Here is a 26,936-nt window from a genome sequence, read left to right as displayed (position 1 = left end):
AGATCCTCTCAAGTGATGTTGGTGGCCGCCCAGCCGCCGATGTCCTCGTGGCGGATGGCGGCGGCCATCAGGTCGGGGAACTTGTCCGGAGTACACGCGAACGCCGGTACGCCGAGGTCCGCCAGCGCGGCCGCGTTCTCGGCGTCGTACGACGGTGAACCCGAGTCCGCGAGCGCCAGCAGCGCGATCACTTGTACGCCGGACTCCACCAAGGAACGCGTCCGCCGCAGCATCTCTTCCCGGACGCCGCCCTCGTACAGGTCCGAGATCAGCACCAGTACCGTGTCCGCGGGCTTGGTGATCAGCGCCTCGCAGTACGCGAGCGCCCGGTTGATGTCCGTCCCACCGCCGAGCTGGGTCCCGAACAGCACGTCGACCGGATCCTCCAGCTGATCGGTCAGGTCGACGACGGCCGTGTCGAAGACGACCAGCGACGTCCGCAAGGTCCGGATCGACCCGAGCACCGCGCCGAACAGCGACGCATACACGACCGACTCCGCCATCGACCCGGACTGGTCGATCGCGAGCACGATGTCCCGCTGCACGCTGTGGTTGCGCCGCGCGTACCCGACCAGCCGATCCGGCACGATCGTCCCGAGTGCCGGCGAGAAGTGCTTGAGGTTCGCCCGGATCGTCCGGTCCCAGTCGATGTCGGAATGCCGCGGCCGGGCCGTCCGCCCGGCCCGGTCGAGCGCGCCGGTCACGGCCGCGCGGGTCCGCTCCGCCAGCCGCGCCTCGAGCTCGGCGACGACCCGGCCGACCACCTCGCGCGCGGTCTGCTTGGTCTCCTCCGGCATCACCTCGTTCAACGCCAGCAGCGTGGTCACCAGGTGGACGTCGGGCTCGACCGCGCCGAGCAGCTCCGGCTCCATCAGCATCCGGGTGATGCCGAGCCGCTCGACGGCGTCCCGCTGCATGACCTGGACGACAGTGCTCGGGAAGTACTGCCGGATGTCGCCGAGCCATCGGGCCACCCGCGGCGCGGACGACCCCAACCCGGAGGCCCGCTGCGTCCCGGAACTCTCGCCGGCGTCGTACAACGCGGCCAACGCGGCGTCGACGGAACGGTCCTGGGACGACAGCGTCGTACCGGTCTCCTCCTCCGCCTCGGAGCCGAGCACCAGCCGCCAGCGGCGCATTCGCTCGTCGTTCATCCGACCCCCAGCAAGCGCGCCACCACCGGCAACGGCGCAACCGCCAGCTCGGCGTCCAGGTCGTTGTCGTCAGCAACAACAACGGACGACGGGTCGGCCAGCACCCGCGCCCGGGCGCCGATCGATCGGCGTTCCGGCGCCGCGAACGTACCGAACGTACGCCGCAACAACGGCAACACCTCGACGAACGCGTCGTCCGGAATTCCACCCAGCCACGCGTCGACCAACGCGAGCAACCGCTCGTCGTGCACCAGCAACAACCCGCCACCGGCGAGGAAGCCCTCGACGTACCCGGCCGCGTCCGCCGTCGGCGTACCGGGCGACAGCGACCTGCCAAGCCGAAGCTCTACCTCATGATCCGGCAACCGCGACGTGTCCAGCATCAACCGCGTCAACCGCCCGCGGATCAGCGGCGGTACCGAGGCGCGATCGCTCAACCCCTGCAAGGTGTCCAGCCACTCCGCCCGCACCTCCTCGGCGAGCAACGCGGTCGCGTCCTGGACGCCGTCGATCAGCTCCTGTACGGCGGCAGCGGCGTCCGGATCGAGTCCGTGGACGGTCCGTGCGAGGCCCGCACACACCCGCGACACCATCCGCCCGGCGACCGCGGCCAGTCCGGCCGTATCGGTTCCGCGTACGTCGCCGTACCGCGAAGCCCGTGCCAGCGACGGGAGCGCCGCCATCAGGTGCCCGACGTCGGCGTCGGCCGCGGCGCGGGTGTCGATGCCTTGCAGCAAAGGCGGTAGCGCGTCGGCGAGGTCCGCGAGCAGCGACTTCTCGAGCGCGGCAGTGACGTCGGCCAGCGTGGTCGAGTCGGCGGCCTTGAGCATCACGGTCGTTGCGGCGCCGAGCACGGTCGTACCATGGGCACCGGCCGCGACGAGCTCCACCTCCAGGCCGGGGTCCCATGCCAACCGCCACATCTCGCGGAACGTGCCCTGGGCCCGGCGCTCGTCCGTGGCCGGTACGCCCCAGTGCACCCCGAGGATACGCAACCGGTGCAGGAGTCTGGACTTGTCGAGGTCGTTCGGCTTCCGCAGGTCGAGCTCGATCACCCGCTCGGTCGCGTCCCGTTTCATCCGCAACCGCCGCGCGTGCGCCGCGAAGTCCGCCGCGACCGGCGCCTGCGGCGTCTCACCGGGAACCGATCCGAGCAGTTCACCCACGACCGCCTCGCGGGTGACGAGGTCGAGAAGTACGTCGTTCCCGCCGCAGAGGACTGCGCGCGTGGCTTCGGTGACCTCGCTGAGGCCCGCGAGCGGACGTTCGCGCATGGCGGCGAGCGTGTCGGCGAGCCGGACCGCTTCGATCACGTGCGCGCTCGACACGGGCAGGTCCTCGGCACGCAGTACCTGAGCTACCTTCGTCAGCCAGCGCGTGGTGATCTGGTCAGGGGCGGTGAACAGATGGTGGTACCAACCAGGCGAGGTGATGCCGGCGCCGTACCCGCTCGTCGCCGCGAGCCGGCCGTGCGTCCACGGGACCCAAGTGCAGGCGATCTTCCGCTTGGGCAGGCCTTTCAGGATCCGTTGGTCATGTGTTGCCGGAGGCAACGGTAGCTCCAGGGCGGGTACGTGCCAGGCGCCGCAGACCACGGCGATCCGCTCGAACCCTTCGCGCTGGGCCTTGCGGATCACGGTCCGCATGTACGCCTCGCGCTGGGCTTCCCGGCCCGTTGCCTCCTCGCCGTGGCGGAGTTCGCGCATCGCGTCGGCGATCACCGTGAACGGTTCGGCGCCGTCGCGGCGGGACTCGATCACGTCGTCCCACCAGCGTTCCGGGTCGTCGTACCCACCGGCCGCGGCCAGCGTGCCGATCGGGTCCATCGACGAGGACCGCCCGCCCGACGACGCGAACTGCTGCGCCGCGGGCAGGTCGCAGAACCGCACCGGCACCCCCGCGGCCAGCCCGTACTTGATCGCCTGCCACTCCGGGCTGAAGACGGCGAACGGCCAGAACGCCGCCCGGGTCGAATCGTCGACGGCGTACGCGAGCAGCGCGACCGGCGGTTCCATCTCCTCCGACGCGGCCAACTCGACCAGCTTGTCCGCCTCCGGCGGCCCCTCGATCAGCACGATGTCCGGCGCGAGCTCGGCCAGCGCGGTGGCGACGGCGCGCGCCGAGCCCGGCCCGTGGTGGCGGATCCCGAGGAGGTGAACGGTCATCCGGAGATCTCTCGGCAGGCCCGGTAGAACGGTGCCCAGTCGTCGCGTTCCCGGACGACGGTTTCGAGGTACTCCGACCAGACCACACGATCGGCCGACGGGTCCTTGACCACCGCGCCGAGGATGCCGCCGGCGACGTCAGTGGGGCGCAGTACGCCGTCGCCGAAGTGCGCTGCGAGCGCGATGCCGCCGGTGACGACGCTGATCGCCTCGGCGGTGGAGAGCGTGCCGGACGGGGACTTGACCGCCGTCCGGCCGTCCTCGGTGCGGCCGGAGCGGAGCTCGCGGAAGATCGTCACCACCCGGCGGATCTCGTCGAGCGCGTCGTCGGGCTGCGGCAGCTCGAGCGCGGAACCGAGCTGCGCGACCCGGCGGGAGACGATCTCCACCTCGTCCTCGGCGGAATCGGGCAGCGGCAGGACGACCGTGTTGAACCGGCGGCGCAGTGCGCTGGACAGTTCGTTGATGCCTTTGTCCCGATCGTTGGCGGTGGCAATGACATTGAAACCCTTGCGGGCTTGGACTTCGGTGGCCAGCTCGGCGATCGGCAGCGTCTTCTCGGACAGGATCGTGATCAGCGCGTCCTGCACGTCGGACGGCATCCGGGTCAGTTCCTCGATCCGGGCGATCTTCGCCTCGGTCATCGCGCGCTGCACCGGGCTCGGTACCAACGCCGCCTCACTGGGGCCTTGGGCAATCAACTGGGCGTAGTTCCAGCCGTAGCGGATCGCTTCCTCGGCGGTGCCCGCGGTGCCTTGCACGAGCAGGGTGGAGTCGCCGCTGATCGCCGCGGCCAGGTGCTCGCTGACCCAGGTCTTCGCGGTGCCCGGTACGCCGAGGAGCAGCAGCGCGCGGTCGGTCGCGAGGGTGGCGACGGCGACCTCGATCAGCCGGCGCGGACCGACGTACTTCGGGGAGACCTCGGTGTCGCCCGCCTTCCCGCCGAGCAGATACGTGACGACCGCACTCGGCGACAGCTCCCACGCGGGCGGGCGTGGTTTGTCATCGTTCGCACGCAGAGCCCGCAACTCGTCGGCATACTCGACTTCCGCATGCGGGCGCAGTACCTCGGTCATGTCAGCTCCTCGTACATTTCACGGCGGAAGGCCAGGGTTTCCACGAGGCGGCGGCGCCAGGTGTCCTCGTCGCCGGTGGGTTCGCGGGTGATCGGATGGTCGAGTACGTCGGGTGGTACGGCCCGCGCGGCAATACTCGCAAGCCGCGCCCAGGCCCGGTTGGTGCCGACCTTTGCCAGCTGGTCAAGAATCATCGCGCCGAGCGCCGGCGGCCACGGCACCGTCAATCCGCCCACCAACTCCGTCACATCCACGGTGCTCCGCAACGCCTCGACGGCCTGCGCCCACTCCTCCCGCGGCAGCAGCCGCAGGAGCTCAGCCGGATTCCTACTCCCCGTGTCGGCATTCGCCACCAACAGCTCCCGCGCCCACTGCGCCGCGCCTTCGCGGATTGTGGCTTCGGTCCAGGCTGACTGCAGTAACTCAGGGGCGCAACCCTCGACCGGCAGTTGCAGCCAGGTGAGATCCATCTCCGAAAGGGGTGTGTTGGCAACGATCTGGTGGAACCACCAGGCCCGTTTGCCAATGCCTTCCGGGTTCTGGGAGTCGATGCCGTCGCGCTCCATCGACTGCGTCAGCGTCCGCGGCAGCTCCACCGCCAGCACACCCTGCGTCGCCGTGAGATGCGCATGCAAACGAGCCGCCATCCGTACGCCGTACTGCGACCCCGGCAACCGCGCGAGCAGCCGCGCCGCGACCCGGCGTACCTCCCGCGACCGATCGTCGAGCGCCGCCTCCAGGAACTCCTCGTCCGCCGCCGATAGCTCCTCGGCGAACAACCCGAGGAACTCGGTCCGCGTCAGCGCCGACTCGCTCGGCCACACCTCGGCGAGCGCCTCGCGCGCAGCCGCCGGATCCCGCCAACGCAACGCGCGCAACCAGGTACGCCGCTGGACCGCGTTGCCGTGCGTCCACAACTCCGGATCGTTGCTCTCGACATCCGCCGCGTACAGGAACCGCCACTCCGGGTTCAGTTCCGCCAACCAGCGCGCCCGCCGGCCGGCCGCCGCGATCACCAGCGGACGGTACTCGGGCCTGTTGCGCGCAAAGTCCGCCAGCGCCGGCAACTGCTCCGGCGGTACGCCCCACCCGTTCGCGTCGGCCGTCCGCAACCATTCGCCCAGCGCCGCGGTCTGGAACCCGCCGAGCATCGCCGCCAACCGCCGCACCGCCCCGGACCGCGGCAACGGCCGGTCCTCGCCACCCGCCGCCTCCAAGGGCTTGAGGTCGCGCAGCGGTTTCCGCCCCGCCCGCTTGTACAGGGTCGCGAGCGCGGCTGCATCGAGCAGACCACCGTCGCCCAAGCGTTCGCGTACCGGCTCCGGCAGCTCGTCGAAGTCCGCCGGGCGCCGGTCCGTGCCCAGCAGCATCGAGCTGACCAGCCCGTCCCAGCCCTTCACAGCGTCACCGGCCGGTCGAGATGCCAGCAGGTCATCGGCCGCAGGCCGGCGCGGTTCCACTCGGCGGCGACGGTGATCGGGTCGCCGGCGGACACCGCGAGCAGTTTCAGCGGATCCCAGCCGGCCTGGATCTCCAGTCCGTCGCCGGCTTCGTCCACCAGCGCCCAGCCCTCGCCGTGGCGCGCGGGGCGGACGTCTTGCAGGACGAGCGGCCAGCGTTCGTTCCACGGATCGGCGGCGAGGGCTTCGACGTACGACGCCAACGCCTGGCGGACGGTGCGACCGGTAGGGCGCGGGGCCGGGGTCCGCGGATCGGTCTGGGTGAGGAGCGCGCGCATCGGGAGCGCGCCGGGGTAGAACGAGAGGTCGCCGGGGACGTACTCGCCGGGGCGGGCCGGGAGCGGGTCGAGCGGGCGACCGGCGGCGGCGAAGGTGAGGATCAGCCCGATCCGCCCGGTAGTTGCTCCGCGCAACCATACGCGGCGGACGGTGAGCCGGTCGTCGGGTTCGACGACGCGGCCGAGCATCAGCCAGTCGTCGTGGAGTTTCTCGCCGTTCGCGAGTACCCGGGCGGTTTCGGTCGGCCAGCCGATGCGGGTCTGCACGGTGTCGGCGAGAGACGGTGGCAGGTCGGGCAGGTGCGCGTGCGCCGAGACGATCAGGTGGATGAGCGAGAGCTCCTCGAGTAGTTCACCCGGCCAGCCGTGGCCGCGTCCGACGACGTTTGCCGCTCGGCGTACGGCGCCTGCCACGCCGGGGGCCTGTGCGTCGACCATGCGCGCGGCGAGCCGGTTCAGTTCGCCGTACGCGCGCTGGTCGAACGCGCCGAGCCCTTGGCGCACCTGGTCGTCCAACCACCCCGCCAACTCCGCCAGCCCCGCCGAAACCCGATCCGCTCGCCGCGCCGCCCGCTCCTGCGCCGCCACCGGATCCACCACCTCGCCCGGCTTCCGCTCCGTCCGCGCCGCCCGCTGATCGATCCACCCCGACACCCACTCCGGCTCTTCCCCCGCCGGCACCCCGTCCCGCGCCCACAACACCATCAACCCGAGCGCATGCTTGCACGGGAACTTCCGCGAAGGACAAGAACACTTGTACGCCGGTCCGGCCAGTTCGACCGCTGTTTGGTACGGCTGTTTGCCGCTGCCCTGACACAGGCCCCACAGGGCGCGGTCGGTCGCGCCGGTGGACGACCACTTCTCCGGGCGGGCCAGCCCCTGACCGGCCTTCGCGGACGCAGGATCAGACGCCAGACCAAGCACCTGTTCCACGTCCCACGAACCCACACCACTCCTCACACCCGGCAGTACCCAAATCCTGCCACCCACCCCCGACAGCCGCTGGGTGGGTGGCGAGAACAGGCTGATCAGCCGAAGGGCTGGCGGTGCTGGTGTTCTTCCGGGTAACCGTTGCCGGTGGTGTGGGTGGGGGCATGGGTCTGGTGGGTGCTGGGTGCGTGCGCGGGCCGCCCGTCCGGGTGGGCCGATGGCGCCGGAGCGGCAGGCGGAGCGGGAGTGTCGGAGAGGTTGTCGCGGATGGTGCCGAGCAGGCGGCGTTCGACGGCTTCGAGCTCGGCGATGCGGCTGCGGATCTCCTGTTCCTCGGCGCGAGCCTCGGCCAGCAGGTTCTCGGCCTCGGTGCGGGCTGCCGTACGGAAGTTCTCGGCGTCGGCCTGGGCAGTCGAGCGGACGGCCTCGGCGTCGTTGCGTGCCGTTTCGCGGAGGTGGTCGGCTGTGCGTTGGCTGGCACTGAGGACGCTCAGTTCGTACCTGCGCAGCTCGTCGACCAGCTCACCCGCCGGGCGCTGCGCGTCCAGGATCGTGGCGACCGGCTGCGGGATCTCCGCAACAGGCAGGCTGCTCTCGAGCTCCGCGATCTGCTGGTCGACCCGGGTGAACAGGTCCGCGACGTCGGTCCGCATCTGCCGGATCGTGTTCGCCGCGGCCTGTACCCGCTCGCTGGCCTCGCGCTCACGTTCCCGGGCCGTACGTTCGGCCGACGTGATCACGTCCAGCGCGATCACGGCCGCCCGCTCAGCAGGGTCGTCCGGAACGGTTTCGCGCACCGGCCCCTCCGACGAGGCTTCCTCCGATGCCCCTATCGCGACCGTACGGCGCAGCGGGACCTCACGGATGAACAACATAGCGAGCAGGCTGACCACGGCGGCGCCGGCGGCGATGATGAAGATCCGTCCGGTGGCGTCGCCGTACGCGTGCCGCACGATCTCCTGCACCGGAGCCGGCAGCGCGTTCACGTCGAGGACGCTGCCCGACCCGCCCTGGGCAGCGGCGACAGCGGCCGGGCCGAGGGCGCGAAGGTGCTCGGTGATCAGGTCGGTCACCCGTGTCGCCAGGACCGCGCCGAGCACCGACACCCCGACCGCACCACCCAGGCTGCGGAAGAACGTGACCGTCGCCGAGGCCGCCCCGACCTCGCTGACGTCGACGGTGTTCTGCACCGCGAGTACCAGGTTCTGCATCGTCATGCCCATGCCGATGCCCATCCCGAGCATCCCCAGCCCGACGTACCAGTACGGCGACTCGTGGTCGATCGTGCCGAGTACGCCGAGGCCCGCGGTCAGGAACAGCCCGCCGATGACCAGGTACCGCTTCCACTTCCCGAACCGGGTGATCAGCTGACCCGACCCCACCGACCCGAGGAACGACCCGAACATCATCGGGATCGTCAGCAACCCCGCTTCGGTCGCGCTGTACCCGCGGGCGACCTGGAAGTACTGGCCGAGGAACACCGCGCTGCCGAACATCGCGAGTCCCACCGAGAGGCTCGCGAGGATCGCCAGCGCTGTCGTCCGCTCGCGCACGACCCGTACCGGTACCAGTGGCTCGGCCGCGCGCGTCTCGACGACGACGGCCAGGATCGCGAGCACCGCCGTACCGCCGAGGTACGCACCGGTCTGCCACGACCACCACGGGAAGTGCTCGCCCGCGAACGACACCCAGATCAGCGGCAGGCTGGCCGCGCCCGCGATCAGGATCGCTCCGAGGTAGTCCATCCGGACGCGCCGCTTCACGACCGGCAGGTGCAGGAACTTCTGCAGCACGATCAGCGACACCACGGCGAGCGGTACGCAGACGTAGAAACACCAGCGCCACCCCAGCCACGAGGTGTCGACGATGACACCGCCGACGAGCGGACCACTCACCGTGGCCAGCGCCATCACCGCGCCCATGTAGCCGGAGTACCGGCCGCGTGAGCGGGGCGGGATCGCCGCACCGACGATCGCCTGCGCGAGCGCCATCAGCCCGCCCATCGCGAGGCCCTGCAGGACCCGGGCGCCGATCAGGAACGGTACGTTCTGCGAGGCGCCGGCCAGCATCGAGCCGATCACGAACGTGACGATCGCGAGCTGGACCAGCAGCTTCTTGCTGATCAGGTCGGACAGCTTGCCCCACACCGGCGTGGAGACGGTCATCGCGAGCAGGCTGGCGGTGACGACCCAGGTGTACTGCGTCTGGGTTCCTTCCAGGTCCGCGATGATCGTCGGCAGCGCATTGCTGACGATCGTCGAGCTGAGCACCGCGGTGAACAGCGCCGCGAGCAGCCCGGCGAGGATCTCCAGGATCTCCCGGTGCGAGAGCTCGGGATTGCCGGCCGCGGCAGCCGGTGGCGCGGCCGGTGCAGGCTCCTCCGGATCGGCGAACCTGGAGCGGTAGTGCGTGGTCTGGGTGGCAGACATCAGCTTCCGTTTCGTACGGCGGGACGCGTCGACCGGGGCAGCGCGGTACGCACTGTCCCGGGGCGGAAACGGCTGACTTGGGATCCTCACCCAGCCCGATATTTGGTTGCAACTCCCAACTTTAATCCCGCGCCGTCAGCAACTCGTCACCGGGAGGCATCAAATGCTTGTCGGATGAATTATGAGACGAGGGCTCCTCGGAAGGCGATTTCCGCCGTACGATCCGGTGCTTGTTGAGTAATCAACACCCCCCGGTCTCCGGCGGAGCTGTCAGGGCCCGCCGGAGACCTTCTCACCTGAACGCCTCGATCAGCTCCCGCAGGCACTCCGGGGACCGGCCCGCCAAGGTCAGCAGATTCCCCGGGGCAGTTCTGGGTGGATTGAGCAGTCCCATCCACAAGGCACCTTCAGCGGCTTCACAGGCAGTCCCGTACACGACCGTCCAGGCCGGCGAGCCGGTCGACATCTCCACGACCGCCGCCTCGAAGTCGTCGATCGGCCGCCCGAGGACCGGCTCGAACCCGGCGTCCCGGCATGCGGCCACCAGGTGGTCGCGCAGCCACGCGTCGTCGGGCAACCGCAGCGGCAGGGCGGCGAGGTCGATCAGCTTCACCCCGTCGTCCGCGCGGTACGCGGTTGGTACCAGCACCGAGAGCGGGTCGCGCCACAGCTCGGTCACCTGTACGTCGGCGGCCACCACCTCGCCGCGGACGAACGCGACGTCCAACTCCCCCGAACGCAGCGCGGCCAGATGCTCAGCCGTGGTCCCAGAACTGAGTTGGACGGCAAGGTCCGGCGTTTGCTTTCGAAGGCCGGTCAGGCCTCGTTCCAGGCGGTCGCGGAGGCCGGGAGCGGTGCCGATGCGCAGGACGCCGGATGTGCCGGCGGCCAGGGCGGCGGCTACTTCTGTCGCCCGGTCGGCGGCGGCCAGGACCGCGCGCGCTTCGTGCAGCATGCGTTCGCCGTCGCCGGTGAGGCGGACGTGGCGAGAGGAGCGGTCGAGGAGTTGCAGGCCGAGTTCGCGTTCCAGCCGGGCGACCTGCTGGCTGACCGCGGGCTGGACGATGTTCAGTCGTTCGGCAGCCCGGCCGAAGTGCAGTTCCTCGGCGACCGTGACGAAGTACCGCAGTTGCCGCAGCTCCATCGGGCACCCCCGGCGATCACGATTCCTTATCGCTGCACAGCGTAACTGCGTCTGGGTCGGCGGTCCGATCAACCGTTCACTGGTCGACATGAGGATCGGACTGTGGATCGACGAAGAAGGCAAGACCATCGACGAGCTCGGCGCCGCCGCGAAGGCCGCCGAGGACGCCGGCATCGACCGGATCTGGTTCAGCCAGCGGCTCGGCTGGGACGCGCTGACGCTGATCGCGGGCGTCGCGCCGTACACCACGACGATCGGGTACGCGGTCGGCGTCGCGCCGGTGTACCCGCGGCATCCACTCGCGCTCGCTGCGCAGGCGCTCAGTGTGCAGGCGCTGATCGGCAACCGGCTGACGGTCGGGCTCGGCTCGGGCCACCCGCACCTGGTCGAGGGCATGCTCGGCCTGTCGATGGACCGCCCCGCTGCGTACGTCCGCGAGTACGTCGAAGCGCTCGGCCCGCTGCTCACGGGTGAGCCGGCCGAGTACGCGGGTGAGCGGGTGACCGCCCGCGGCCAGGTCACCATCCCCGGAACGGAGGCACCCGAACTCATCCTGGCGGCCCTCGGCCCGCGGATGCTCAGGACCGCCGGCGAGCTGACCGCCGGTACGACGACCAGCTGGGCAACCCCGCAGGTGATCGAGGGCTTCATCCGCCCCACGCTCGACCGGGCCGCAGCCGCCGCGGGCCGCCCGGAGCCGCAGGTCGTCGCGGGCACCTGCGTCGCGGTCACCGACGACCCGGACGCCACCCGCGGCTGGATCCGGGACCACTACGGCGCCGCCGGTTCGATGCCGGCGTACCGCGCCATCCTTGATCGTGGCGGCAACGCGGGGCCGGAGGACACCGCGGTGGTCGGCGACGAGGAGGCGGTGGCCAGGCAGCTCCAGCAGTACAAGGACGCGGGTACGACGGAGTTCCTCTTCTGCCCGGTCGGCACCGACGCGGAGCTGCGGCGCACCGTCAGGTTCGCGCTCGACTACGTGTAACTGACCGGGCGTCGTGATCGGTAACCTGGTTGCGAAAGCTTTTGCTGAAACCCTTTAGGGAAAGGGTTTTCAGCGGTCAGGAGGAGCGGACCGAGCTGTGGTCGACCCAGACGAGATGGCCGTGGTGACTGACGAGAACTTCGTCGGTCCCGGCCGTCCCGGTCCGGCGGCCCAGCTCCTGGCCGGCGATCCAGCGGCCGCCGATCAGGATCTGCACGGCGATCGGCCGCGCCGGGGAAGGGGCTACGGGCATGGCACCTGCTTCGGGACAGGGGCGGATGATGGAAGAGGAGGTTTGAGGGGCTGGCTTCCCAACCAGACGCAAGCCTACAACCGCAAGATGACCGACCGTTAGCCGTAACTCGAAATCGTACGGAGCCTCATGTCTGCACTGATGCCGCGACTCCGTCGCGGCGGGTCACGTGGCTGTGACTCCCGTCCTTCCCTCGTCGCTCCAGTCGCTACGCTCCCTGCGCTCCTCAGTCCAGGACGGGAGGCCACGTGACCAGTCCCATCTTCGTGGTGCAACTGCACGATGCCAGGCGGTTGCATTACGACGTGCGGTTGGAGGTGGATGGGGTGCTCAAGTCGTGGGCGGTGCCGCGGGGGCCCTCGCTGGATCCGATCGTGAAGCGGCTGGCTGTGTTCACCACCGACCACGATCTCGAGTACGCGTCGTACGAGGGCGTGCACCGGGACGCGCAGTACGGCAGCGGTGCGGTGATCGTCTGGGACGCCGGCGTCTACACGAACCTCACCCGCGACGACCGGCGCCGGCTCATCGACCCGGCGGAGGCGATCGAACGCGGACACTTGAAGGTGCAACTGCACGGCGTCAAGTTGAACGGCGCCTGGGCGTTCACCCGGACCAACGGCGACTGGCTGCTGGTCAAGGTGAAGGACGCGGACGCCGATCCCGGACTCGACCTGACCGTCACCGAGCCGCGGTCCGTGCTGAGCGGCCTCACCATCGAGGAGATGGCCGCCTCCTGATCACCAGCCGTCGATGTGCAGTACGTCGTCCAGCGGCTGGCGCGGTGCCGGCTTGAAATCGGTCCCGATCGAGTACGCGGTGGGGATCAGCACCGTCTGGCGGATGTCCTCGGGCAGCCCGAGCAGCTCCTGGACTTCCTGTTCGTACGTGAGGTGCAGCGTCGTCCACGCGGTACCGAGGCCGCGGGCGCGGGCCGCGAGCATGTAGCTCCACGCGGACGGCAAGATCGAGCCCCACAACCCGGACTGGTTCCCGGCGGACAGCTTGGCCGCCTGCAGGCACGGGATGACCAGCACGGGCACCTGGCCCATCCGCTCACCCAGGTACGCGACGCCGTCTCCGATGCGGCGCTGGATCGGCCCGCGGACCGGGTCGTCGGCGTACAGCTTCCCGGCCGCGCCGGGGCCCTCGAGGTACTTCTCCACAGCCCGCCGGTAGTACTCCCCGACCGCGGCACGCTTCTCGGCGTCCGTGATCACCACCCAGTGCCACGTCTGCCGATTGCTCCCCGACGGCGCCTGCAGCGCGATCTCGATGCATTCCTTGACCACCTCCAGCGGTACCGCCCGCTCGAGATCCAGTCGCTTCCGAACGGTCCGGGTGGTGGTCAGCAGCTCATCGGGGTTCAGGTCGAGTGTGTACGTCACCGGTCGATGCTCTCATTCGAACGGAGCCGGGTCGCCCGCGCCGACGCGGACCACCTCGGGGGCATCGTCGGAGAAGTCGATCACGGTCGTGGGTTCGATGCCGACGTCGCCCTCGATGACGGCGTCGATCTGGTTGTCGAGCTCTTCCTTGATCTCCCAGCCCTGCGTCATCGGCTCCTCGTGGCCGGGGAGCAGCAGCGTGCTGGAGACCAGCGGCTCACCGAGCTCGGCGACCAGCGCCTGGGTGACGACGTGGTCCGGGATGCGCACGCCGACCGTCTTCTTCTTCGGGTGCAGCAGTCGCCGCGGCACCTCCTTGGTGGCCGGCAGGATGAACGTGTAGCTGCCCGGCGTGGCCGCCTTGATCGACCGGAACACCGCGTTGCTGATGTGCACGAACTGCCCGAGTTGCGCGAAGTTCTCGCACACCAGCGTGAAGTGGTGCCGGTCGTCCAGCTGCCGGATCGTCCGGATCCGGTCGATCCCGTCCCGGTTCCCCAGCTGGCAGCCGAGCGCGTAGCAGGAGTCGGTCGGGTACGCGATCAACCCGTCCGCCCGCAGCAGCTCCACCACCTGCCCGATCGACCGCCGCTGAGGGTTCTCCGGATGGATATCGAAATACCTGGCCATGACGGCCGAGCTTAGGGCATGCCCTCACTGCGCCAGGCCGATCGGTGCGGCGGTCACCACCAGGTTGTCCTGGTAGCCGCCTTGGGAGCGGTTGTAGGCGCCGGTGCAGGTGATCAGGACGAGGCGGTGGGCGGTCGTCTGGTCGAAGGCGCCGCTCTTCGTGGCGAGGGCGTCCTTGCGCACGGAGGCGATCGAGGTGACCCGGTACGACGCCACGTGGCCGGAGCCGCGTAGTACGACGACCTCACCGACTCGTACGTCGAGCAACCGGGCGAAGAACCCGAGGCCCTGGGTCTTCGTGTCGATGTGACCGGCCAGCACGACCGAGCCGTACGGATCTCCGGCCTCGGCGCCGCCGTCCCACCAGCCGACGTTCTGCGCCTTCGCCGGCACCTGCAGCTGACCGTTCACGGTAGTTGCCGTGAGCACCGATGCGTTCGCGCCACCGGGCAGCACGACCTGCTCCGGTACGAACCGGATCCGCTGGCTGGGCGCGGGTGTACCGATCCCGCCCGGCGGCGCGGTGCGCGGCGTACTCGGCTGCGGGACGGACGGCGTACCGGTGGTCGCGAAGCCGAACGTGGTCGTGGGTGCGGGCGCGGCGCTGCCCACCCCGGCCGAGCACCCGGCCAGGGCGAGACAGCACAGCGCCGTACCCAGGAGCCCTTGCTTCAGCGACGTACCACCTTCCGCCCCGTCACGACCACGATCCCGAGCAGCGCGAGGAATGCCAGGATCCACAGTCCGGACTGATCAGCGGGGCTCTGCACCTGGTTGAGCCCTGCCGCCTGTCCACCGGTTCCGGTGTTCACCACACCGGGCTTGTCCGACCCGGACGCCGGCACCTTGATCGTGCCGAGCGCGACCGTCATCGTCTTCTGGCTCGGCGCACCGATCGCGAACACCCGGGTCAGGTAACCGGCCTTCACCGGCAGGTCGAGCGGCCCGAGCACCACCGGCGAGGTCGCGCCGGTCGGCACGATCTCCACCTTGTAGGTCGCGGCCGGAACCACCACGTCGAGTGATTCCCCGTTCGCGACGTTCTGGAAAAGGACCTTTCCGTTCACCCGGATGTCGGCCGGACCTACCGCCGCGTCATGCGCGACCCGCAAACCGGCCTTGTCCTTCGGTACCGCGGTGAGTTTGTTCGGGTACGTCGTCAACAGCGGCGCGCCACTCGGCGACACCGGCTGATGAATGACCACGTCCAGGCTCGCCCCGGCCGCGGCCGTCACTTCCCGCTGGATCACCGTCTGGCTGCCCTGCTTCGCGGTGATCATCCGTTTCCCGGCCGCCACCGCGAACGGCCCGACCAGCTTGCCACCCGCCACACCGGCAGCGACCTGACGCCCGTCCACGCTGATGTCCAACGTCTTCCCGGGCAGGCCCTGGACGAAGTACAGATTGGCGCCGGCGGCCGCCTCCGCGGGCGCGCTGAACATCACGGGTGCCGCCGCGACCATCGCCGCGAGTAGCAGCGGCAGCACTCTTCGAATTACCGGACCGGGAATTCTCGATAAATTCCCGCATACCGCGCGGAATTGCTCGGACACACTCCGTCTCCGCATTTGTCTCCCCCTCTTCGTGCACCGGAAAATACCGCCATAATTGTCCGTACCCACGAATTCAGGCGTATCCTAAACACCTGCTCGACCCGGCCGCCAGAGGACGAATCGATCTTGCAAAAGGTGGCCCCGGTCCGTCTACGTGGGGGTGACATCGGGGGTGCACGAGCGGGCCTGGTACCTGGCCACGGTCGCGCTGGTGCTGGGGTACAGCGCGACCGTGGCCTGTTCAGCGAACACGCCCGGACCGACCGCACCGAGTCCCGGTCTGGGCACCGTGCGCCCGACCGGGCCTGCGTCCGGGACCACTACGAGCCCGCAGACGAAGCCGGGCGTCGAGTTGACCGTCGTACCGCACAGCGACGGGTCGTTCGACATCACCGAGCGGGTGCTGCTGCCGCGCCCGACCGACATGTTGCAGTTGCAGCTGCCCGCCTCCGGTGACCAACTGCCCGGGATGATGGCGCCGACCAAGCCGCAGGTGACCAACCTCAAGGTGGTCGCCGACGACCAGTCCGTACCGCTCGAGACCACCAGCGTGCCCGGGGCCGACCTGATCCCCTTGACCGTGGCGGCCGCCGAACTCCAACTGACGTACCGGCTGTCCGGCTCCACGGTGTTCGCCTCGCCGTCGGCGACGAACCGCGCCGGCGCGGCGATCCGGCCGCTGACCGCGAACACCGACGGCTCGCTGCCGACAACCATCACCGTGACCAGCGGCCTGCTCAACGCGGTCTGCCCGCTGCTGAGCGAACCGCGCTGCGCGGTGGGCGATCCACCCCACCTGATGGTCAGGCCGGACATCCCGGCCGCCAAGGCCCTCGTGGTACTGCAACTCGATCTGCCACGCTGACCTACATGAGTGATGAGCGGATTGCCCTGGGTACGCCCCGCGGCCGGTGGGTGCTGGCCGCGACGGCGCTCGGGTCGGGCATGGCGTTCCTCGACGGCACGGTCGTCAACGTCGCGCTGCCGGCGATGGGCCGGGACCTCGACGCGGGCATGGCCGGCCTTCAGTGGATCGTGAACGGGTACATGCTGATGCTCGCCTCGCTGGTCCTGCTCAGCGGTTCGCTCGGCGACCGGCTCGGACGGCGGCGGACGTTCGTGGTCGGGGTGATCTGGTTCGCGGCCGCGTCGGTCGTCTGCGCGTTCGCGCCGAACCTGGAGGTGATGATCGCGGGCCGCGTCCTGCAGGGCATCGGCGGTGCGCTGCTGACGCCGGGCAGCCTGGCGATCCTGCAGACCACGTTCCAGCACTCCGATCGCGGCAAAGCGGTCGGCACCTGGTCCGGGCTGACCTCGGTGGCCGCCGCGGTCGGCCCGTTCGTCGGCGGCACGCTGGTCGACAGCGGGTACTGGCAGCTGATCTTCCTGATCAACGCACCGATCGCACTCGTCACCGTCCTGGTCACGCTGCGACACGTCCCCGAGACTCGCGACGAGGAGGCCGCCGGCAAGCTCGACTTCAACGGCGCGATCCTGGCCACGGTCGGCCTGGCGGGGCTCACGTACGGCCTGATCAGCGCGGGCGACCACGGCTTCGGCGACCCGATGGTCGTCACCAGTCTGGCGATCGGGGTTGTCGCGTTCGCCGCCTTCGTCGTGGCCGAACGGCGCGGCACGCATCCGATGCTGCCGCTGAACATCTTCGCCAACCGCCGCTTCACCGGCGCGAACCTGGTCACGGTCGTCGTGTACGGCGCACTCGGTACGGCGACCTTCCTGGTCGTGGTCTATCTGCAGACCGCACTGCATTACTCGGCGCTCTGGGCAGGCGCGTCGTTGCTGCCGATGACGTTCCTGATGTTCTTCCTGTCCGGGTACGCCGGCGGCCTGGCGGACCGGATCGGCGCGCGGATCCCGATGACGGTCGGCCCGGTGCTGATGGCCGGAGGCTTCCTGTTGATGCTGCGGATCGACGCCGATTCGAGCTACGTCACCGCCGTACTGCCCGGCGTCGTACTCCTCGGGCTCGGACTCGTCGCAACCGTCGCGCCGCTGACCGCGACCGTGCTGTCCTCGGTCGAGGACCATCACGCCGGGATCGCGTCCGGCGTGAACAACGCGGTCGCGCGGTCGGCCCAGCTGATGGCGGTCGCGGCGATCCCGATGGCGGCCGGCATCACCGGGGACTCGTACCGCAATCCCGTTGCCTTCCACAACGGATTCGGCAACGCGCTGATCATCTCCGCGGTGCTGGCCGCGGCCGGTGGCGCGATCGCCTGGTTCACCCTCGGCGAGCGCGGCACGCCGCGGCGGGTCCATCGTGTCGACCATCACGTGCACTGCGCGCTCGAGGCTCCGCCGTACAGCCGGACATCGAACTGATTTGTCGACTTATCGCCGCAAGGCCAGGTAGTGCTTGCGGCTGTCCGGGTCCAGTCGTTCGATCGCGTACCGCAGCATCGTGCGCGGCATCCGGGTGGCGTACTCGTCGAGGAACGCGCGCAGCTCGGCCTCGTCGACGCGCTTGCCGGCCTCGCGGAGCATCCACCCGGACGCCTTGTGGATCAGGTCCTCCCGGTCCCCGAGCACCTCGGCGGACAGCTTGTACGTGTCGGCAGTCTGGTCGCGGTTGATCAGGTACTGCGTGGCGACCAGGGCGATCCGCCGTTCCCACAGCGACGTCGAGCGGACGAGCTCGTAGAGCGGGTCGCGCGGCTTGTCGAGAAGGTACCCGCCGACGATCTGCGGTGCGCTGCAGTCGACGAGGTCCCAGTTGTTGATGTACGGCGTACCGCGCAGGTAGATCTCGTACAACGCGTGCAGCTCGGCCGGGTTCGCCGTACGAGGCTTGAGGGCTTGTGTCGCGCGGTCGGCCAGCAGGCACAGGACGGTCAGGCGGTGCTCGTGGATCGGGCTGGTCAGCGCCTGCTCGAGCTCGTCGAGCGGGAGCCCGGCGCGCAGGTACGGCTTGAGGATGCCGCGGATCGTGGACAGCTTCACGCCGATCATCCGGTCGCCGTGACCGTACTCACCCGGCCCGAGCTTGAAGTAGCGCGAGAGGATCACCGCCGTCGTCGGGTCGGCCGCCGCGTCAACCTCGGCGAGCAGTTGCTTCGTGTCCACAAGCGCCTTGTCTATCATCGGTTTGCTTGACTCCGACATCGCTGACAGCGCTTACATCCGGGCGAGGTCACGCTCCGGGGTCATCGTTAACGGAACCGTTGTGACGCCTGCGCGATCAGGCATACGGTGTGGGGGCAGGGCAGTTCCGTTCCGCCAGGACCCGCGTTCGTGGCGCTACCCGGGGGAGAAACCCGCGTGACCAGCATTCCCGAGCCGCGGGACGGCATGATCAAGACCACGTTCGACGCGGTCACCGACGAACTCGAGCCCGGCGTACTGCTGATCCGGATGTCCGGTGAGATCGACATCGCCAGCACCGAGTTCGCCGCCGAGGCGATCCGGGCCGCGGTCGCACCGCCGGCCCGGCTGGTGCTGATCGACGTGTCCGCCGTCACGTTCTGCAGCTCGGCCGGCCTCGGCAACCTGGTCGAGGCCCGCAACCTGGCGGGCCGGCACAACATCACGCTGGCCCTGGTCGGCGTCGGCCGCCCGGTCGACCGCCCGCTCACCGTCACCGGTCTCGGCGGGCAGTTCCGGATCTACGGCACGGTCACGGAGGCGCTCGCCGATCGGTGACCGGCTCCGGCCGGAGTGGAATCGATTCCAGGTGTGCACGTAGGGTGCCTCCGTGATTGTGCACACCATCGAGGACACCTGCCTGGTGTACCTCCTGGCCGACCCGGCGACCCGGTCCGCCGTGGCGATCGACGCCGGCAGCGGGCGCTGGCTCGAGCAGTTGGCGTCGTACGGCGTGGACGTGGTGACCGACGTACTCGTCACCCATCACCACCGTGACCAGGTCGAGGGACTGCCGTTGCTGGCAGCCAGCGGGACACGGATCTGGGTGCCGGAGAACGAGGCCGAGCTGATCGCGGACGCCGACCATCACTGGCAGCGACGGAATCTCACCAACAACTACGATCTGCACACGGACCGCTTCTCTTTACTCTCGTCGGTCCCGGTCGCCGGTGTGATGAAGGACTACAGCACCTCGGAGATCGGCCATCTGTCGGTGCAGACACTGCCGACACCTGGCCACACCCCGGGCAGCGTGAGCTATCTCATCGACGGCTACGCGTTCACCGGTGACCTCATCCACAGTCCGGGGAAGGTGTGGTCGGCCGCGGCGCTGCAGTGGTCGTACGTCGGTCTCGAGGGCGCAGCGATGACGATGGCGTCGCTCGTACAACTGCTGGACCACCAGCCACGGGCTTTGTTGCCCAGCCACGGCATCCGGATGGACGATCCGTCGACCGCCGTGAAGTCGACCTGTGCGGCGCTGCAGGACCTGATGACCGTACGGCTCGGGACACCGTACGGGCTGCTCGACAAGCTCGAGGATCCGTACGTCGCGCTCAGCCCGCACCTGCTGATGAACCGCACCAGCGAGTCTCGGAGCTACGCGCTGCTGAGCGACTCCGGTACGGCACTGCTGATCGACTACGGCTACGACCTGACCACCAACATCCCGACCGGTGGTCCGCGCCACGTCGTCCGGCCGTGGCTGCCGAGTCTGCGCGCACTGCACCGGGACTACGGCATCGAGCGCGTCGAGGTCGCGATCCCGACGCACTACCACGACGACCACGTCGCCGCCTTCAACCTGCTGCGCGAGGTACACGGCACCGAGGTGTGGGCCTCTGCTCCGGTCGCACACGTCCTGGAGAACCCGACGCACTACGACCTGCCCTGTCTCTGGTACGAGCCGATCCCGTGCGCGCGACACATCGAGAACGGCGCCGGGATCCGCTGGCGCGAGTACGAGCTGTCCATGCATGCGTTGCCCGGTCACACGCTCTACGCCTCCGCCATCGAGTTCGAAGCGGACGGTCGACGAGTACTGGCGACCGGCGATCAGCAGACCGGCACCTGGTCACCTGACGGTGTCGCCGAGATCCCGAACTTCCAGTACGCGAACGCCTTCGCCGCGGACGACTACGCGGCGTCCGCTGCGCTCTACCAGCGGCTGCAGCCCGAGCTGATGATCTCCGGGCACTGGGACCCGCTGCCCGTGACTCCGCCGTACCTCGACGAGTTGACCCGGCTGGGAGACGAGGTCGCCCGGGCGCACCGGGCACTGCTGCCACCGTCCGACCCGGTCTTCACGGGTCCCGTGCGGATCTCGCCGTACCGGATCGACGCGGTGAACGGGCAGCCGTTCACCGTGCAGGTCAGCGTGCCGGCCGATCTCGTGGTGCCGGCGGGGTGGGAGTGCCGCCGCGTCGACGCCAGAGAGTTCGTGGTGATCCCGCGGGTGGATCAACCGGTACGCCGGGCGCGCATCGCGGCCGGGATCACGCGGGACGGCCTCTACCTCGGTCAGCTGGCCGAGGCGCTCATCGACGTACACCTTTCCTGAGAGGAACCCTGTGGACTACTCCGTGGACGTTGACCTCCAGAAGGCGTTCGCCACCGTCAGCCGGCACGGACAGGAGCTGTTCCGGCTGCGGCTGTTCGCGTCCCTCGACACGATCGGCGGGCTCGACGAGAGCGCCTCGCTGGTGGTCGAGTCGCCGGCTGCCGGCGTGTGGACAGCGACCGCCCGCAGTTCGGCCTGGGAGAGCAGGGTGACGACCACGCGGTTCCTGCCGGACCGGATCGAGACGCAGACGACGGTGACCGGTCAGGGCCGGTTGACCGACGTCCATCTGCTGGGCGGCCGCCGTACTCCTCGTGGGTTTCTGCCGAGCGGCTCGGGGCTGCAGAAGGTGTACTCGCCCAATCCGGACCATCCGACCCGGGTCGTCCGGGAGGCGGTCGAGCCGGCGACGATCAGTGTCTGCGGTGAGGGTGGCGAGCCGGGGATCGAGCGCTGGTTGTTCACTCCGGCTCCGTGGTGCTTCGCGGCGACGGCCGACGCCGCGGAGTGGATCGGCTTCAGCCTGGTCGCTCCGATCGCGGAACAGAACTTCACCAGCTACCACTACCGGCCGGTGACTGCGGGGTTCAGTCTGCAGCTGGACTACGAGGGCCAGACCGCGGTCGACGGTACGTTCACGACGCCGCTGCTCGTCGTCCAGCTGGGTGGTAGCTCGCCGGAGGACGTGCTGGTGCGGCACCGCGCGTTGCTGGACGAGGCAGGCGCCGTGCCCCCACGTCCGGCTGAGCGACCGGAGTGGTGGTCCGGGACGATCTTCTGCGGCTGGGGTGCTCAGTGTGCGTTGGGGGTTCGGACGGATCAGCCGCCGCAACCGCTGGCGACTCAGGCCAACTACGACACCTTCCTGGCGACTCTGGCCAAGCAGGGGATCGTCCCGGAGACCGTAGTGATCGACGACAAATGGCAGGCGTCGTACGCGACCTGCCGGCCCGACCCGTCGAAGTGGACCGATCTGAAGGGCTGGATTGCGGCTCGGCACGCGGCCGGGCAGCGGGTACTGCTGTGGTGGAAGGCCTGGGACGAGGAGGGCGCCCCGGCCAGCGCCTGCGTGACAGATGTGTCCGGTGCACCTGTCGGGCTCGACCCAGAGGCCCCGGACTGCATCGAGCTCATCACCGACGCGGTCACGTACATGCTGTCGGCCGATGGTCTGGACGCCGACGGGTTCAAGATCGACTTCACCGCGCGGACACCGTCCGGTTCATCGTTGCGGCATGCCGGGCCTCGCTGGGGTACGGCGTTGCTGCACGAGCAGCTCCGCCTGGTCTACGACACCGCGAAGCGGGTCAAGCCGGACGCCCTGGTGGTCACGCACACCCCGAACCCGGCGTTCCGCGACGTGACGGACATGATCCGGCTGAACGACGTACTGCACGACCACTCGGCCGAGCCGGGATATGTGGCTCGTCACATGAGCTACCGAGCCGGTGTGGTTCGTTCCGTACTACCAGAGCTTGGTGTGGACACCGATGGCTGGATGATGCCCAGCCATGCGGAATGGCTCGCCTACCTGGAGATTCAGGACTCGCTGGGCGTGCCTGCGCTGTACTACGTGGACGGTACCGACACCGACCTGTACGACTTCCGCGCAGCGGACTTCGACGCTGTCAACGACACCTGGAGCCGGTACAGGGCGGCACGGAGCATCTAGACTTCGGACCATGAGTCCCCGGGGGCAGGCCGCGCGTGCAGTGTCACAGCCGGCACAGCAACCGGTACGGCGTCCCACGGTGCAGGACGTCGCCCGGGAGGCCGGGGTGTCACCGTCGACGGTGTCCCGGGCCCTGCACACCCGGGGGTACGCGTCTCCTGCCGTACGGGCGCGGGTCCGGGCGGCCGCGGAGCGGATCGGGTACGTCACCGACCACAACGCGCGCAACCTCCGCAGCCGGACGTCGACCTCGATCGGCGTGCTGATCTCGGACCTGCGGAACCCGTTCTACGCCGACCTCGCGGCCGGCATCGAGGAGGAGCTGCGCGCGGCGGAGTACCAGATGGTGCTCGTCAACGACAACGGTGACCCCGCCGAGGAGCTGCAGGCCGCCGAGACGTTGCTGGCGATGCGGGTGCCCGGCGTGATCGTGACACCGGTGACCGCGAAGTGCCCGCAGGTGCTGCAGGACAACGGCGTGCACGTGGTCTGCGCGGACCGGGAGCTGGGACGGTCGAACAGCGATGTCGTGCTGAGCGACAACAAGACCGGTTCGGAGGAGCTGACCGAGCATCTGATCGGGCTCGGCCACACCCGGATCGGGATGCTCATCGACGAGACCAAGTGGTCCACGGGCGCCGGGCGGCTGGCCGGCTTCCGGGCTGCGCACGCCGCGCACGACCTCGAGGTGGACGAGGACCTGATCGCCTACACCAGCTTCGACGCGGACGCGGCCCGGCGGACGACCCGGAAGCTGCTGAACGACCACCACGTCACCGCGATCATCTCGGCGAACAACGTGCTCGCGCAGGGTGCCCTGGCCGAGCTGAAGGACCGCAGGATCAAGATCCCGCGCCAGCTCAGCCTGGCCGCGTACGACGACGTGCCGTGGATGTCGCTGGTCCAGCCGGCCCTGACCACGGTCGACCAGAGCACCGTCGAGATGGGCCGCAGTTGCGCCCGGCTGCTGCTCGCCCGGATCCGCGGCGAACTCCCGCCGCGCCGCCGGATCGTGAAGGTGCCGGCGCGGCTCGTCGTCCGCGGGTCGACCGGTCCGGCTCCTCGCTGACGTTGTCCACAGGCTGTTCATCGACGCCTTGACGGGGTGTGCTCCGCGCACTTACGGTTCGTGCAATCCGGAAATGTGGCATCGATGCCACATTTTCCGCCGCTCGTCCCCCTGTCGACGTGAGGAGAATCAATGAAGCACCTTCGCCTTCCCGTGGTGCTCGCGGCCGGTGCGCTGGCCCTGACCGCCTGCGCGGGGGTCGGGAAGAAGGACGCCGGCGGCGGAAGCAGCGACCAGAGCTCGGCCGGCTCGACCCCGACCGGAACCCTGAAGGTGATGGGTTTCGGCGGTGACGACGAGGTCGCCCAGTCGCGCGTCACCGCGTTCAAGACCGCCTTCCCCGGTGTCACCGTGCAGAACAACAAGGGCGACTTCGACGCCCAGCAGTTCCTCACCGCGGTGTCCAGCGGCAACCCACCGGACGTGGTGTACATGGACCGCAAGCTGGTCGGCACGTATGCGGCCAAGGGCGCGATCCAGCCGCTGGACGACTGCATCAAGAACAATGGAATCGATACCACACAATATCGCGAAGCGGCGATGAACGAGGTCAAGCTGAAGGACAAGACCTACGGCATCCCGGAGTTCTACGGCGTCTCGACCAACCTGATCAGCGTCCCGGCACTGAAGTCCGCGGGCGTCGCGGTCAGCGACATCCAGACCGCCGACTGGGACAAGCTCGAGCAGACCGTGAAGAAGCTCTACAAGGCGAAGAACGGCCGGCCCGCGCGGATCGGCTTCGACCCGAAGATGCCCGAGTTCTTCCCGCTCTGGGCGATGGCCAACGGCGCCGAGCTGGTCAAGCCTGGCGGCGCGCCGAACCTGAACGACCCGAAGGCCGTCGAGGCCCTGCAATACACGATCAAGCTGATCAACGACCAGGGTGGTTGGGCGAACTTCAAGACCTTCCGCGACACCTTCGACCTGTTCGGCGCCAAGAACCAGTTCACCAAGGACCAGCTGGCCGCCTTCCCGATCGAGAACTGGTACCTGAACGTTCTCCTGGACTCCCGGCCGAACGGGTTGCAGCTGCAGTCGACGCCGTTCACGGATCGGCAGGGCAAGCCGATCAGCATGCTCGGCGGCTCCGCCTGGGTCGTGCCGAAGGGCGCGAAGAACCCGAACGCCGCCTGCCAGTGGGCCAAGACGATGACCTCGATCGCGACCTGGCACAAGGCGGCCGAGGCGCGGATGCAGACCGTCGCGAAGGACAAGACCTTCTTCACCGGCCTGTTCACCGGCAACAAGGTGGCCGACGACGAGATCAAGGCGCAGTACCTGAAGCCCACCGGCGATGCCGGTTTCGACGCGGCGATCAAGAACTGCTACGACGTGCTGGAGACCGCGAAGCCGCTGAACCCGTCACCGGCCGGCGCGGAGATCGACGCGGCCTGGCAGAGCGCGGTCGCCAAGGCCCTGGCCGGCTCCGCCACCCCGCAGGCCGCGCTCGACCAGGCGCAGGCGGACGCCAAGGCCGCCTACGACAAGGTCAGCCAGGGCTGACATGACGACAACCGTCGAGCGTTCGGCGGGGAGCGGGCAGACCCAGCCCGCGCCCCGCCGGCGACCGAAGCGCAGCCCGCTCGCGAAGCGGGAGGACCGGGCCGGTTGGCTGTTCATCTCGCCGTGGGTGATCGGGTTCGTGGTCTTCACCGCGGGACCGATGATCGCCAGCCTGGTGCTGTCGTTCACCGACTACCAGATGATCCAGGCACCGCACGCGGTCGGGCTGGACAACTACCGCCAGCTGTTCGACGACCCGCGGGTGCTCAAGTCGCTCAGCAACACCTTCGTGTACGCCGCGATGTTCGTCCCGCTCGGCACGATCTTCGCGCTGGCGCTGGCAATGATGCTGCAGCGGGTCGGCAAGGCCGGCGGCTTCTTCCGGACCGCCTTCTACCTGCCGGAGATGACACCCGCGGTCGCCGCGGGCGCGATGTTCCTGCTGTTGCTCAACGGCCAGCAGGGCCTGATCAACAAGGTGCTCGGCTGGTTCGGCATCAACGGACCGAACTGGACCGCCGATCCGAACTGGCTGAAACCGTCGCTCGCGATCGTCAGCCTGTGGACCGTCGGCGGCACCGTGATCATCTACCTGGCCGCGCTCAACGGCGTACCCAAGCAGCTCTACGAGGCCGCCGAGCTGGACGGTGCCGGTCCGGTGACCCGGTTCTTCCGGATCACCGTGCCGATGATCTCCGGGGCGCTGTTCTTCACGGTGATCACGCACACGATCGCCGCCATGCAGATGTTCGACCAGGCCTACACGATGTTCTACGGCCCGCAGCAGAAGGCGACCGCCTCGGACGAGTCGCTGGTCTACATGGTCTACCTGTTCCAGAACGCCTTCCAGTTCTTCAAGATGGGCTTCGCGTCGGCGATGGCCTGGCTGCTGTTCGTGATCATCATGCTGATCACGTTCATCCAGGTCCGGATCGGCAACCGTTACGTGTACTACCACGGGGACCGCTGATGACCGTTCCGTGGAGACGTCTACCGTTCTTCGTCTTGCTGGCGCTGGCGACCCTCGCCTTCGTGTATCCGCTCGTGTGGCTCGTGTCCGCGTCACTGAAGCCGCGGTCACAGGTCTTCGACAACCGGCTGATCCCCGAGATCTTCCAGCCGTCGAACTACGTCAAGGTCTGGGACGCCGCGCCGGTGCTGCGCTGGCTGCTGAACTCGCTGACCGTCGGCTTCATGGCCGCCGCGACCGTGACGCTGTCGAGTGCGCTGGTCGCGTTCGGCTTCGCGTACTTCCGCTTCCGCGGCCGGAACATCGCGTTCGGCATCCTGCTGTCGACGATGATGCTGCCCGGCGCGGTGACGATGATCCCGGTCTACCTGATCTGGAACAAGCTCGGCATGATCGACACCCAGATCCCGCTGTGGGCGCAGAACCTGTTCGGTTCCGCGTTCTACGTGTTCCTGCTCCGGCAGTTCTTCCTGGGCATCCCGCGTGAGCTGTTCGAGGCCGCCCGGGTCGACGGCTGCGGGTACTTCAGCCTGTTCCGGCGGATCGCGTTCCCGCTGTGCAAGCCCGCCCTGGTGATCGTGTTCGTCTTCGAGTTCAAGGCGAGCTGGTCGGACCTGCTGAAACCGCTGATCTACCTGCAGACCCCGGACTACTTCACGATGCCGCGGGGCCTGAAGCAGATCATCGACTCCTTCGCCCTGTCGGGGCACTACGAGTGGGAGATCGCCATCGCGGCCAGCGTTCTCGCCGTGGCGCCGATGATCGTCCTGTTCGCCTTCGGCCAGCGATACATCCTGGACGGCGTGGCCACGACCGCGCAGAAAGGTTGAG

Annotated in this window: 24 protein-coding genes; 11 read left to right on the top strand and 13 right to left on the bottom strand. The window is 69.0% G+C overall.

Going from position 1 to position 26,936, the window contains the following annotated elements; all coding sequences use genetic code 11:
* Positions 1-8: 8 nt before the first annotated feature.
* The 7 genes from FB475_RS18920 to FB475_RS18890 all read right to left on the bottom strand — a co-directional run bounded on the left by FB475_RS18920 (position 9) and on the right by FB475_RS18890 (position 10,636).
* On the bottom strand, positions 9-1,154 hold the full coding sequence (locus FB475_RS18920) for a VWA domain-containing protein (protein WP_141857545.1): 1,146 nt from the start codon (positions 1,152-1,154) through the stop codon (positions 9-11).
* A complete protein-coding gene (locus FB475_RS18915) occupies positions 1,151-3,319 on the bottom strand; it encodes a DUF5682 family protein (RefSeq protein ID WP_141857544.1) in 2,169 nt (722 codons plus the stop codon). The genes FB475_RS18920 and FB475_RS18915 overlap by 4 nt, the downstream gene beginning before the upstream one ends.
* Positions 3,316-4,395 (bottom strand): ATP-binding protein, encoded by a 1,080-nt coding sequence (locus FB475_RS18910; RefSeq protein ID WP_141857543.1) that lies wholly within the window; start codon positions 4,393-4,395, stop codon positions 3,316-3,318. The genes FB475_RS18915 and FB475_RS18910 overlap by 4 nt, the downstream gene beginning before the upstream one ends.
* Complete coding sequence (locus FB475_RS18905; RefSeq protein ID WP_141857542.1) at positions 4,392-5,795, bottom strand: DUF5691 domain-containing protein; 1,404 nt, start codon at positions 5,793-5,795, stop codon at positions 4,392-4,394. The genes FB475_RS18910 and FB475_RS18905 overlap by 4 nt, the downstream gene beginning before the upstream one ends.
* The gene (locus tag FB475_RS18900) at positions 5,792-7,081 is read right to left on the bottom strand and encodes an SWIM zinc finger family protein (protein WP_141857541.1); all 1,290 of its coding nucleotides are present in this window, start codon (positions 7,079-7,081) and stop codon (positions 5,792-5,794) included. The genes FB475_RS18905 and FB475_RS18900 overlap by 4 nt, the downstream gene beginning before the upstream one ends.
* An 80-nt stretch (positions 7,082-7,161) precedes the next feature.
* Complete coding sequence (locus tag FB475_RS18895) at positions 7,162-9,492, bottom strand: MFS transporter (protein WP_141857540.1); 2,331 nt, start codon at positions 9,490-9,492, stop codon at positions 7,162-7,164.
* 292 nt (positions 9,493-9,784) lie between these two features.
* Positions 9,785-10,636 carry a LysR family transcriptional regulator gene (locus FB475_RS18890; protein ID WP_185759304.1) on the bottom strand — a complete coding sequence of 284 codons (852 nt, stop codon included), beginning with the start codon at positions 10,634-10,636 and terminating at the stop codon, positions 9,785-9,787.
* Positions 10,637-10,724: 88 nt separating this feature from the next.
* Here FB475_RS18890 and FB475_RS18885 point away from each other — a divergent pair, with 88 nt between their 5' ends.
* Positions 10,725-11,624: a TIGR03564 family F420-dependent LLM class oxidoreductase gene (locus FB475_RS18885; RefSeq protein WP_141857538.1), complete on the top strand. Its 900-nt coding sequence runs from the start codon at positions 10,725-10,727 to the stop codon at positions 11,622-11,624.
* Positions 11,625-11,700: 76 nt separating this feature from the next.
* Here FB475_RS18885 and FB475_RS18880 read toward each other — a convergent pair whose 3' ends face one another.
* Positions 11,701-11,877: a hypothetical protein gene (locus FB475_RS18880; protein ID WP_238332220.1), complete on the bottom strand. Its 177-nt coding sequence runs from the start codon at positions 11,875-11,877 to the stop codon at positions 11,701-11,703.
* 248 nt (positions 11,878-12,125) lie between these two features.
* Here FB475_RS18880 and FB475_RS18875 point away from each other — a divergent pair, with 248 nt between their 5' ends.
* A complete protein-coding gene (locus FB475_RS18875) occupies positions 12,126-12,617 on the top strand; it encodes a DNA polymerase ligase N-terminal domain-containing protein (RefSeq protein WP_141857537.1) in 492 nt (163 codons plus the stop codon).
* Here FB475_RS18875 and FB475_RS18870 read toward each other — a convergent pair whose 3' ends face one another.
* From FB475_RS18870 to FB475_RS18855, 4 genes are read right to left on the bottom strand one after another with little or no spacing between them, the layout of a single operon-like run.
* Entirely contained in the window at positions 12,618-13,265 is a 648-nt protein-coding gene (locus tag FB475_RS18870; protein WP_202878362.1) for a nitroreductase family protein, read from the bottom strand.
* Positions 13,266-13,277: 12 nt separating this feature from the next.
* Complete coding sequence (locus tag FB475_RS18865) at positions 13,278-13,895, bottom strand: L-threonylcarbamoyladenylate synthase (RefSeq protein WP_141857536.1); 618 nt, start codon at positions 13,893-13,895, stop codon at positions 13,278-13,280.
* Positions 13,896-13,919: 24 nt separating this feature from the next.
* Positions 13,920-14,507, bottom strand: coding sequence for a class F sortase (locus FB475_RS18860; RefSeq protein ID WP_141857535.1), 588 nt, complete (start codon positions 14,505-14,507; stop codon positions 13,920-13,922).
* 59 nt (positions 14,508-14,566) lie between these two features.
* A complete protein-coding gene (locus tag FB475_RS18855; protein WP_238332219.1) occupies positions 14,567-15,382 on the bottom strand; it encodes a DUF4397 domain-containing protein in 816 nt (271 codons plus the stop codon).
* A 220-nt stretch (positions 15,383-15,602) separates the two neighbouring features.
* On the opposite strand from FB475_RS18855, the gene FB475_RS18850 reads away from it, so the two are divergent.
* Together FB475_RS18850 and FB475_RS18845 are read left to right on the top strand one after the other, a co-directional pair.
* The gene (locus FB475_RS18850; protein ID WP_238332218.1) at positions 15,603-16,313 is read left to right on the top strand and encodes a hypothetical protein; all 711 of its coding nucleotides are present in this window, start codon (positions 15,603-15,605) and stop codon (positions 16,311-16,313) included.
* 5 nt (positions 16,314-16,318) lie between these two features.
* A complete protein-coding gene (locus FB475_RS18845; protein WP_141857533.1) occupies positions 16,319-17,791 on the top strand; it encodes an MFS transporter in 1,473 nt (490 codons plus the stop codon).
* A 9-nt stretch (positions 17,792-17,800) separates the two neighbouring features.
* Here FB475_RS18845 and FB475_RS18840 read toward each other — a convergent pair whose 3' ends face one another.
* On the bottom strand, positions 17,801-18,532 hold the full coding sequence (locus FB475_RS18840; protein ID WP_238332217.1) for a DNA alkylation repair protein: 732 nt from the start codon (positions 18,530-18,532) through the stop codon (positions 17,801-17,803).
* A gap of 195 nt (positions 18,533-18,727) precedes the next feature.
* Here FB475_RS18840 and FB475_RS18835 point away from each other — a divergent pair, with 195 nt between their 5' ends.
* From FB475_RS18835 to FB475_RS18805, 7 genes are all read left to right on the top strand, one after another.
* A complete protein-coding gene (locus FB475_RS18835; RefSeq protein WP_141857531.1) occupies positions 18,728-19,108 on the top strand; it encodes an STAS domain-containing protein in 381 nt (126 codons plus the stop codon).
* A 52-nt stretch (positions 19,109-19,160) separates the two neighbouring features.
* A complete protein-coding gene (locus tag FB475_RS18830) occupies positions 19,161-20,891 on the top strand; it encodes an MBL fold metallo-hydrolase (protein WP_141857530.1) in 1,731 nt (576 codons plus the stop codon).
* A 22-nt stretch (positions 20,892-20,913) separates the two neighbouring features.
* Complete coding sequence (locus FB475_RS18825; RefSeq protein ID WP_141857529.1) at positions 20,914-22,563, top strand: alpha-amylase family protein; 1,650 nt, start codon at positions 20,914-20,916, stop codon at positions 22,561-22,563.
* 10 nt (positions 22,564-22,573) lie between these two features.
* Complete coding sequence (locus tag FB475_RS18820; RefSeq protein ID WP_141857528.1) at positions 22,574-23,632, top strand: LacI family DNA-binding transcriptional regulator; 1,059 nt, start codon at positions 22,574-22,576, stop codon at positions 23,630-23,632.
* Positions 23,633-23,764: 132 nt separating this feature from the next.
* Positions 23,765-25,135, top strand: coding sequence for an ABC transporter substrate-binding protein (locus FB475_RS18815; RefSeq protein WP_141857527.1), 1,371 nt, complete (start codon positions 23,765-23,767; stop codon positions 25,133-25,135).
* Between the two features lies 1 nt (position 25,136).
* A complete protein-coding gene (locus tag FB475_RS18810) occupies positions 25,137-26,105 on the top strand; it encodes a carbohydrate ABC transporter permease (RefSeq protein ID WP_141857526.1) in 969 nt (322 codons plus the stop codon).
* Positions 26,105-26,935, top strand: coding sequence for a carbohydrate ABC transporter permease (locus tag FB475_RS18805; protein WP_141857525.1), 831 nt, complete (start codon positions 26,105-26,107; stop codon positions 26,933-26,935). Before FB475_RS18810 ends, FB475_RS18805 begins: the two co-directional genes overlap by 1 nt.
* Position 26,936: the final 1 nt, after the last annotated feature.

The organism is Kribbella jejuensis (assembly GCF_006715085.1).
Taxonomy (GTDB): Bacteria; Actinomycetota; Actinomycetes; order Propionibacteriales; family Kribbellaceae; genus Kribbella; species Kribbella jejuensis.
The sequence above is the reverse complement of the archived record's forward strand: the minus strand, read 5'-3'. Positions and strand labels throughout refer to the sequence as shown.

What these genes read in the sequence shown, in the direction of transcription:
- FB475_RS18845 (WP_141857533.1), top strand. Translation starts at nt 16,319, where the DNA reads ATGAGTGATGAGCGGATTGCCCTGGGTACGCCCCGCGGCCGGTGGGTG.
- FB475_RS18885 (WP_141857538.1), top strand. Translation starts at nt 10,725, where the DNA reads ATGAGGATCGGACTGTGGATCGACGAAGAAGGCAAGACCATCGACGAG.
- FB475_RS18865 (WP_141857536.1), bottom strand. Translation starts at nt 13,895, where the DNA reads ATGGCCAGGTATTTCGATATCCATCCGGAGAACCCTCAGCGGCGGTCG.
- FB475_RS18895 (WP_141857540.1), bottom strand. Translation starts at nt 9,492, where the DNA reads ATGTCTGCCACCCAGACCACGCACTACCGCTCCAGGTTCGCCGATCCG.
- FB475_RS18890 (WP_185759304.1), bottom strand. Translation starts at nt 10,636, where the DNA reads ATGGAGCTGCGGCAACTGCGGTACTTCGTCACGGTCGCCGAGGAACTG.
- FB475_RS18915 (WP_141857544.1), bottom strand. Translation starts at nt 3,319, where the DNA reads ATGACCGTTCACCTCCTCGGGATCCGCCACCACGGGCCGGGCTCGGCG.
- FB475_RS18820 (WP_141857528.1), top strand. Translation starts at nt 22,574, where the DNA reads ATGAGTCCCCGGGGGCAGGCCGCGCGTGCAGTGTCACAGCCGGCACAG.
- FB475_RS18920 (WP_141857545.1), bottom strand. Translation starts at nt 1,154, where the DNA reads ATGAACGACGAGCGAATGCGCCGCTGGCGGCTGGTGCTCGGCTCCGAG.
- FB475_RS18810 (WP_141857526.1), top strand. Translation starts at nt 25,137, where the DNA reads ATGACGACAACCGTCGAGCGTTCGGCGGGGAGCGGGCAGACCCAGCCC.
- FB475_RS18910 (WP_141857543.1), bottom strand. Translation starts at nt 4,395, where the DNA reads ATGACCGAGGTACTGCGCCCGCATGCGGAAGTCGAGTATGCCGACGAG.
- FB475_RS18815 (WP_141857527.1), top strand. Translation starts at nt 23,765, where the DNA reads ATGAAGCACCTTCGCCTTCCCGTGGTGCTCGCGGCCGGTGCGCTGGCC.
- FB475_RS18805 (WP_141857525.1), top strand. Translation starts at nt 26,105, where the DNA reads ATGACCGTTCCGTGGAGACGTCTACCGTTCTTCGTCTTGCTGGCGCTG.
- FB475_RS18880 (WP_238332220.1), bottom strand. Translation starts at nt 11,877, where the DNA reads ATGCCCGTAGCCCCTTCCCCGGCGCGGCCGATCGCCGTGCAGATCCTG.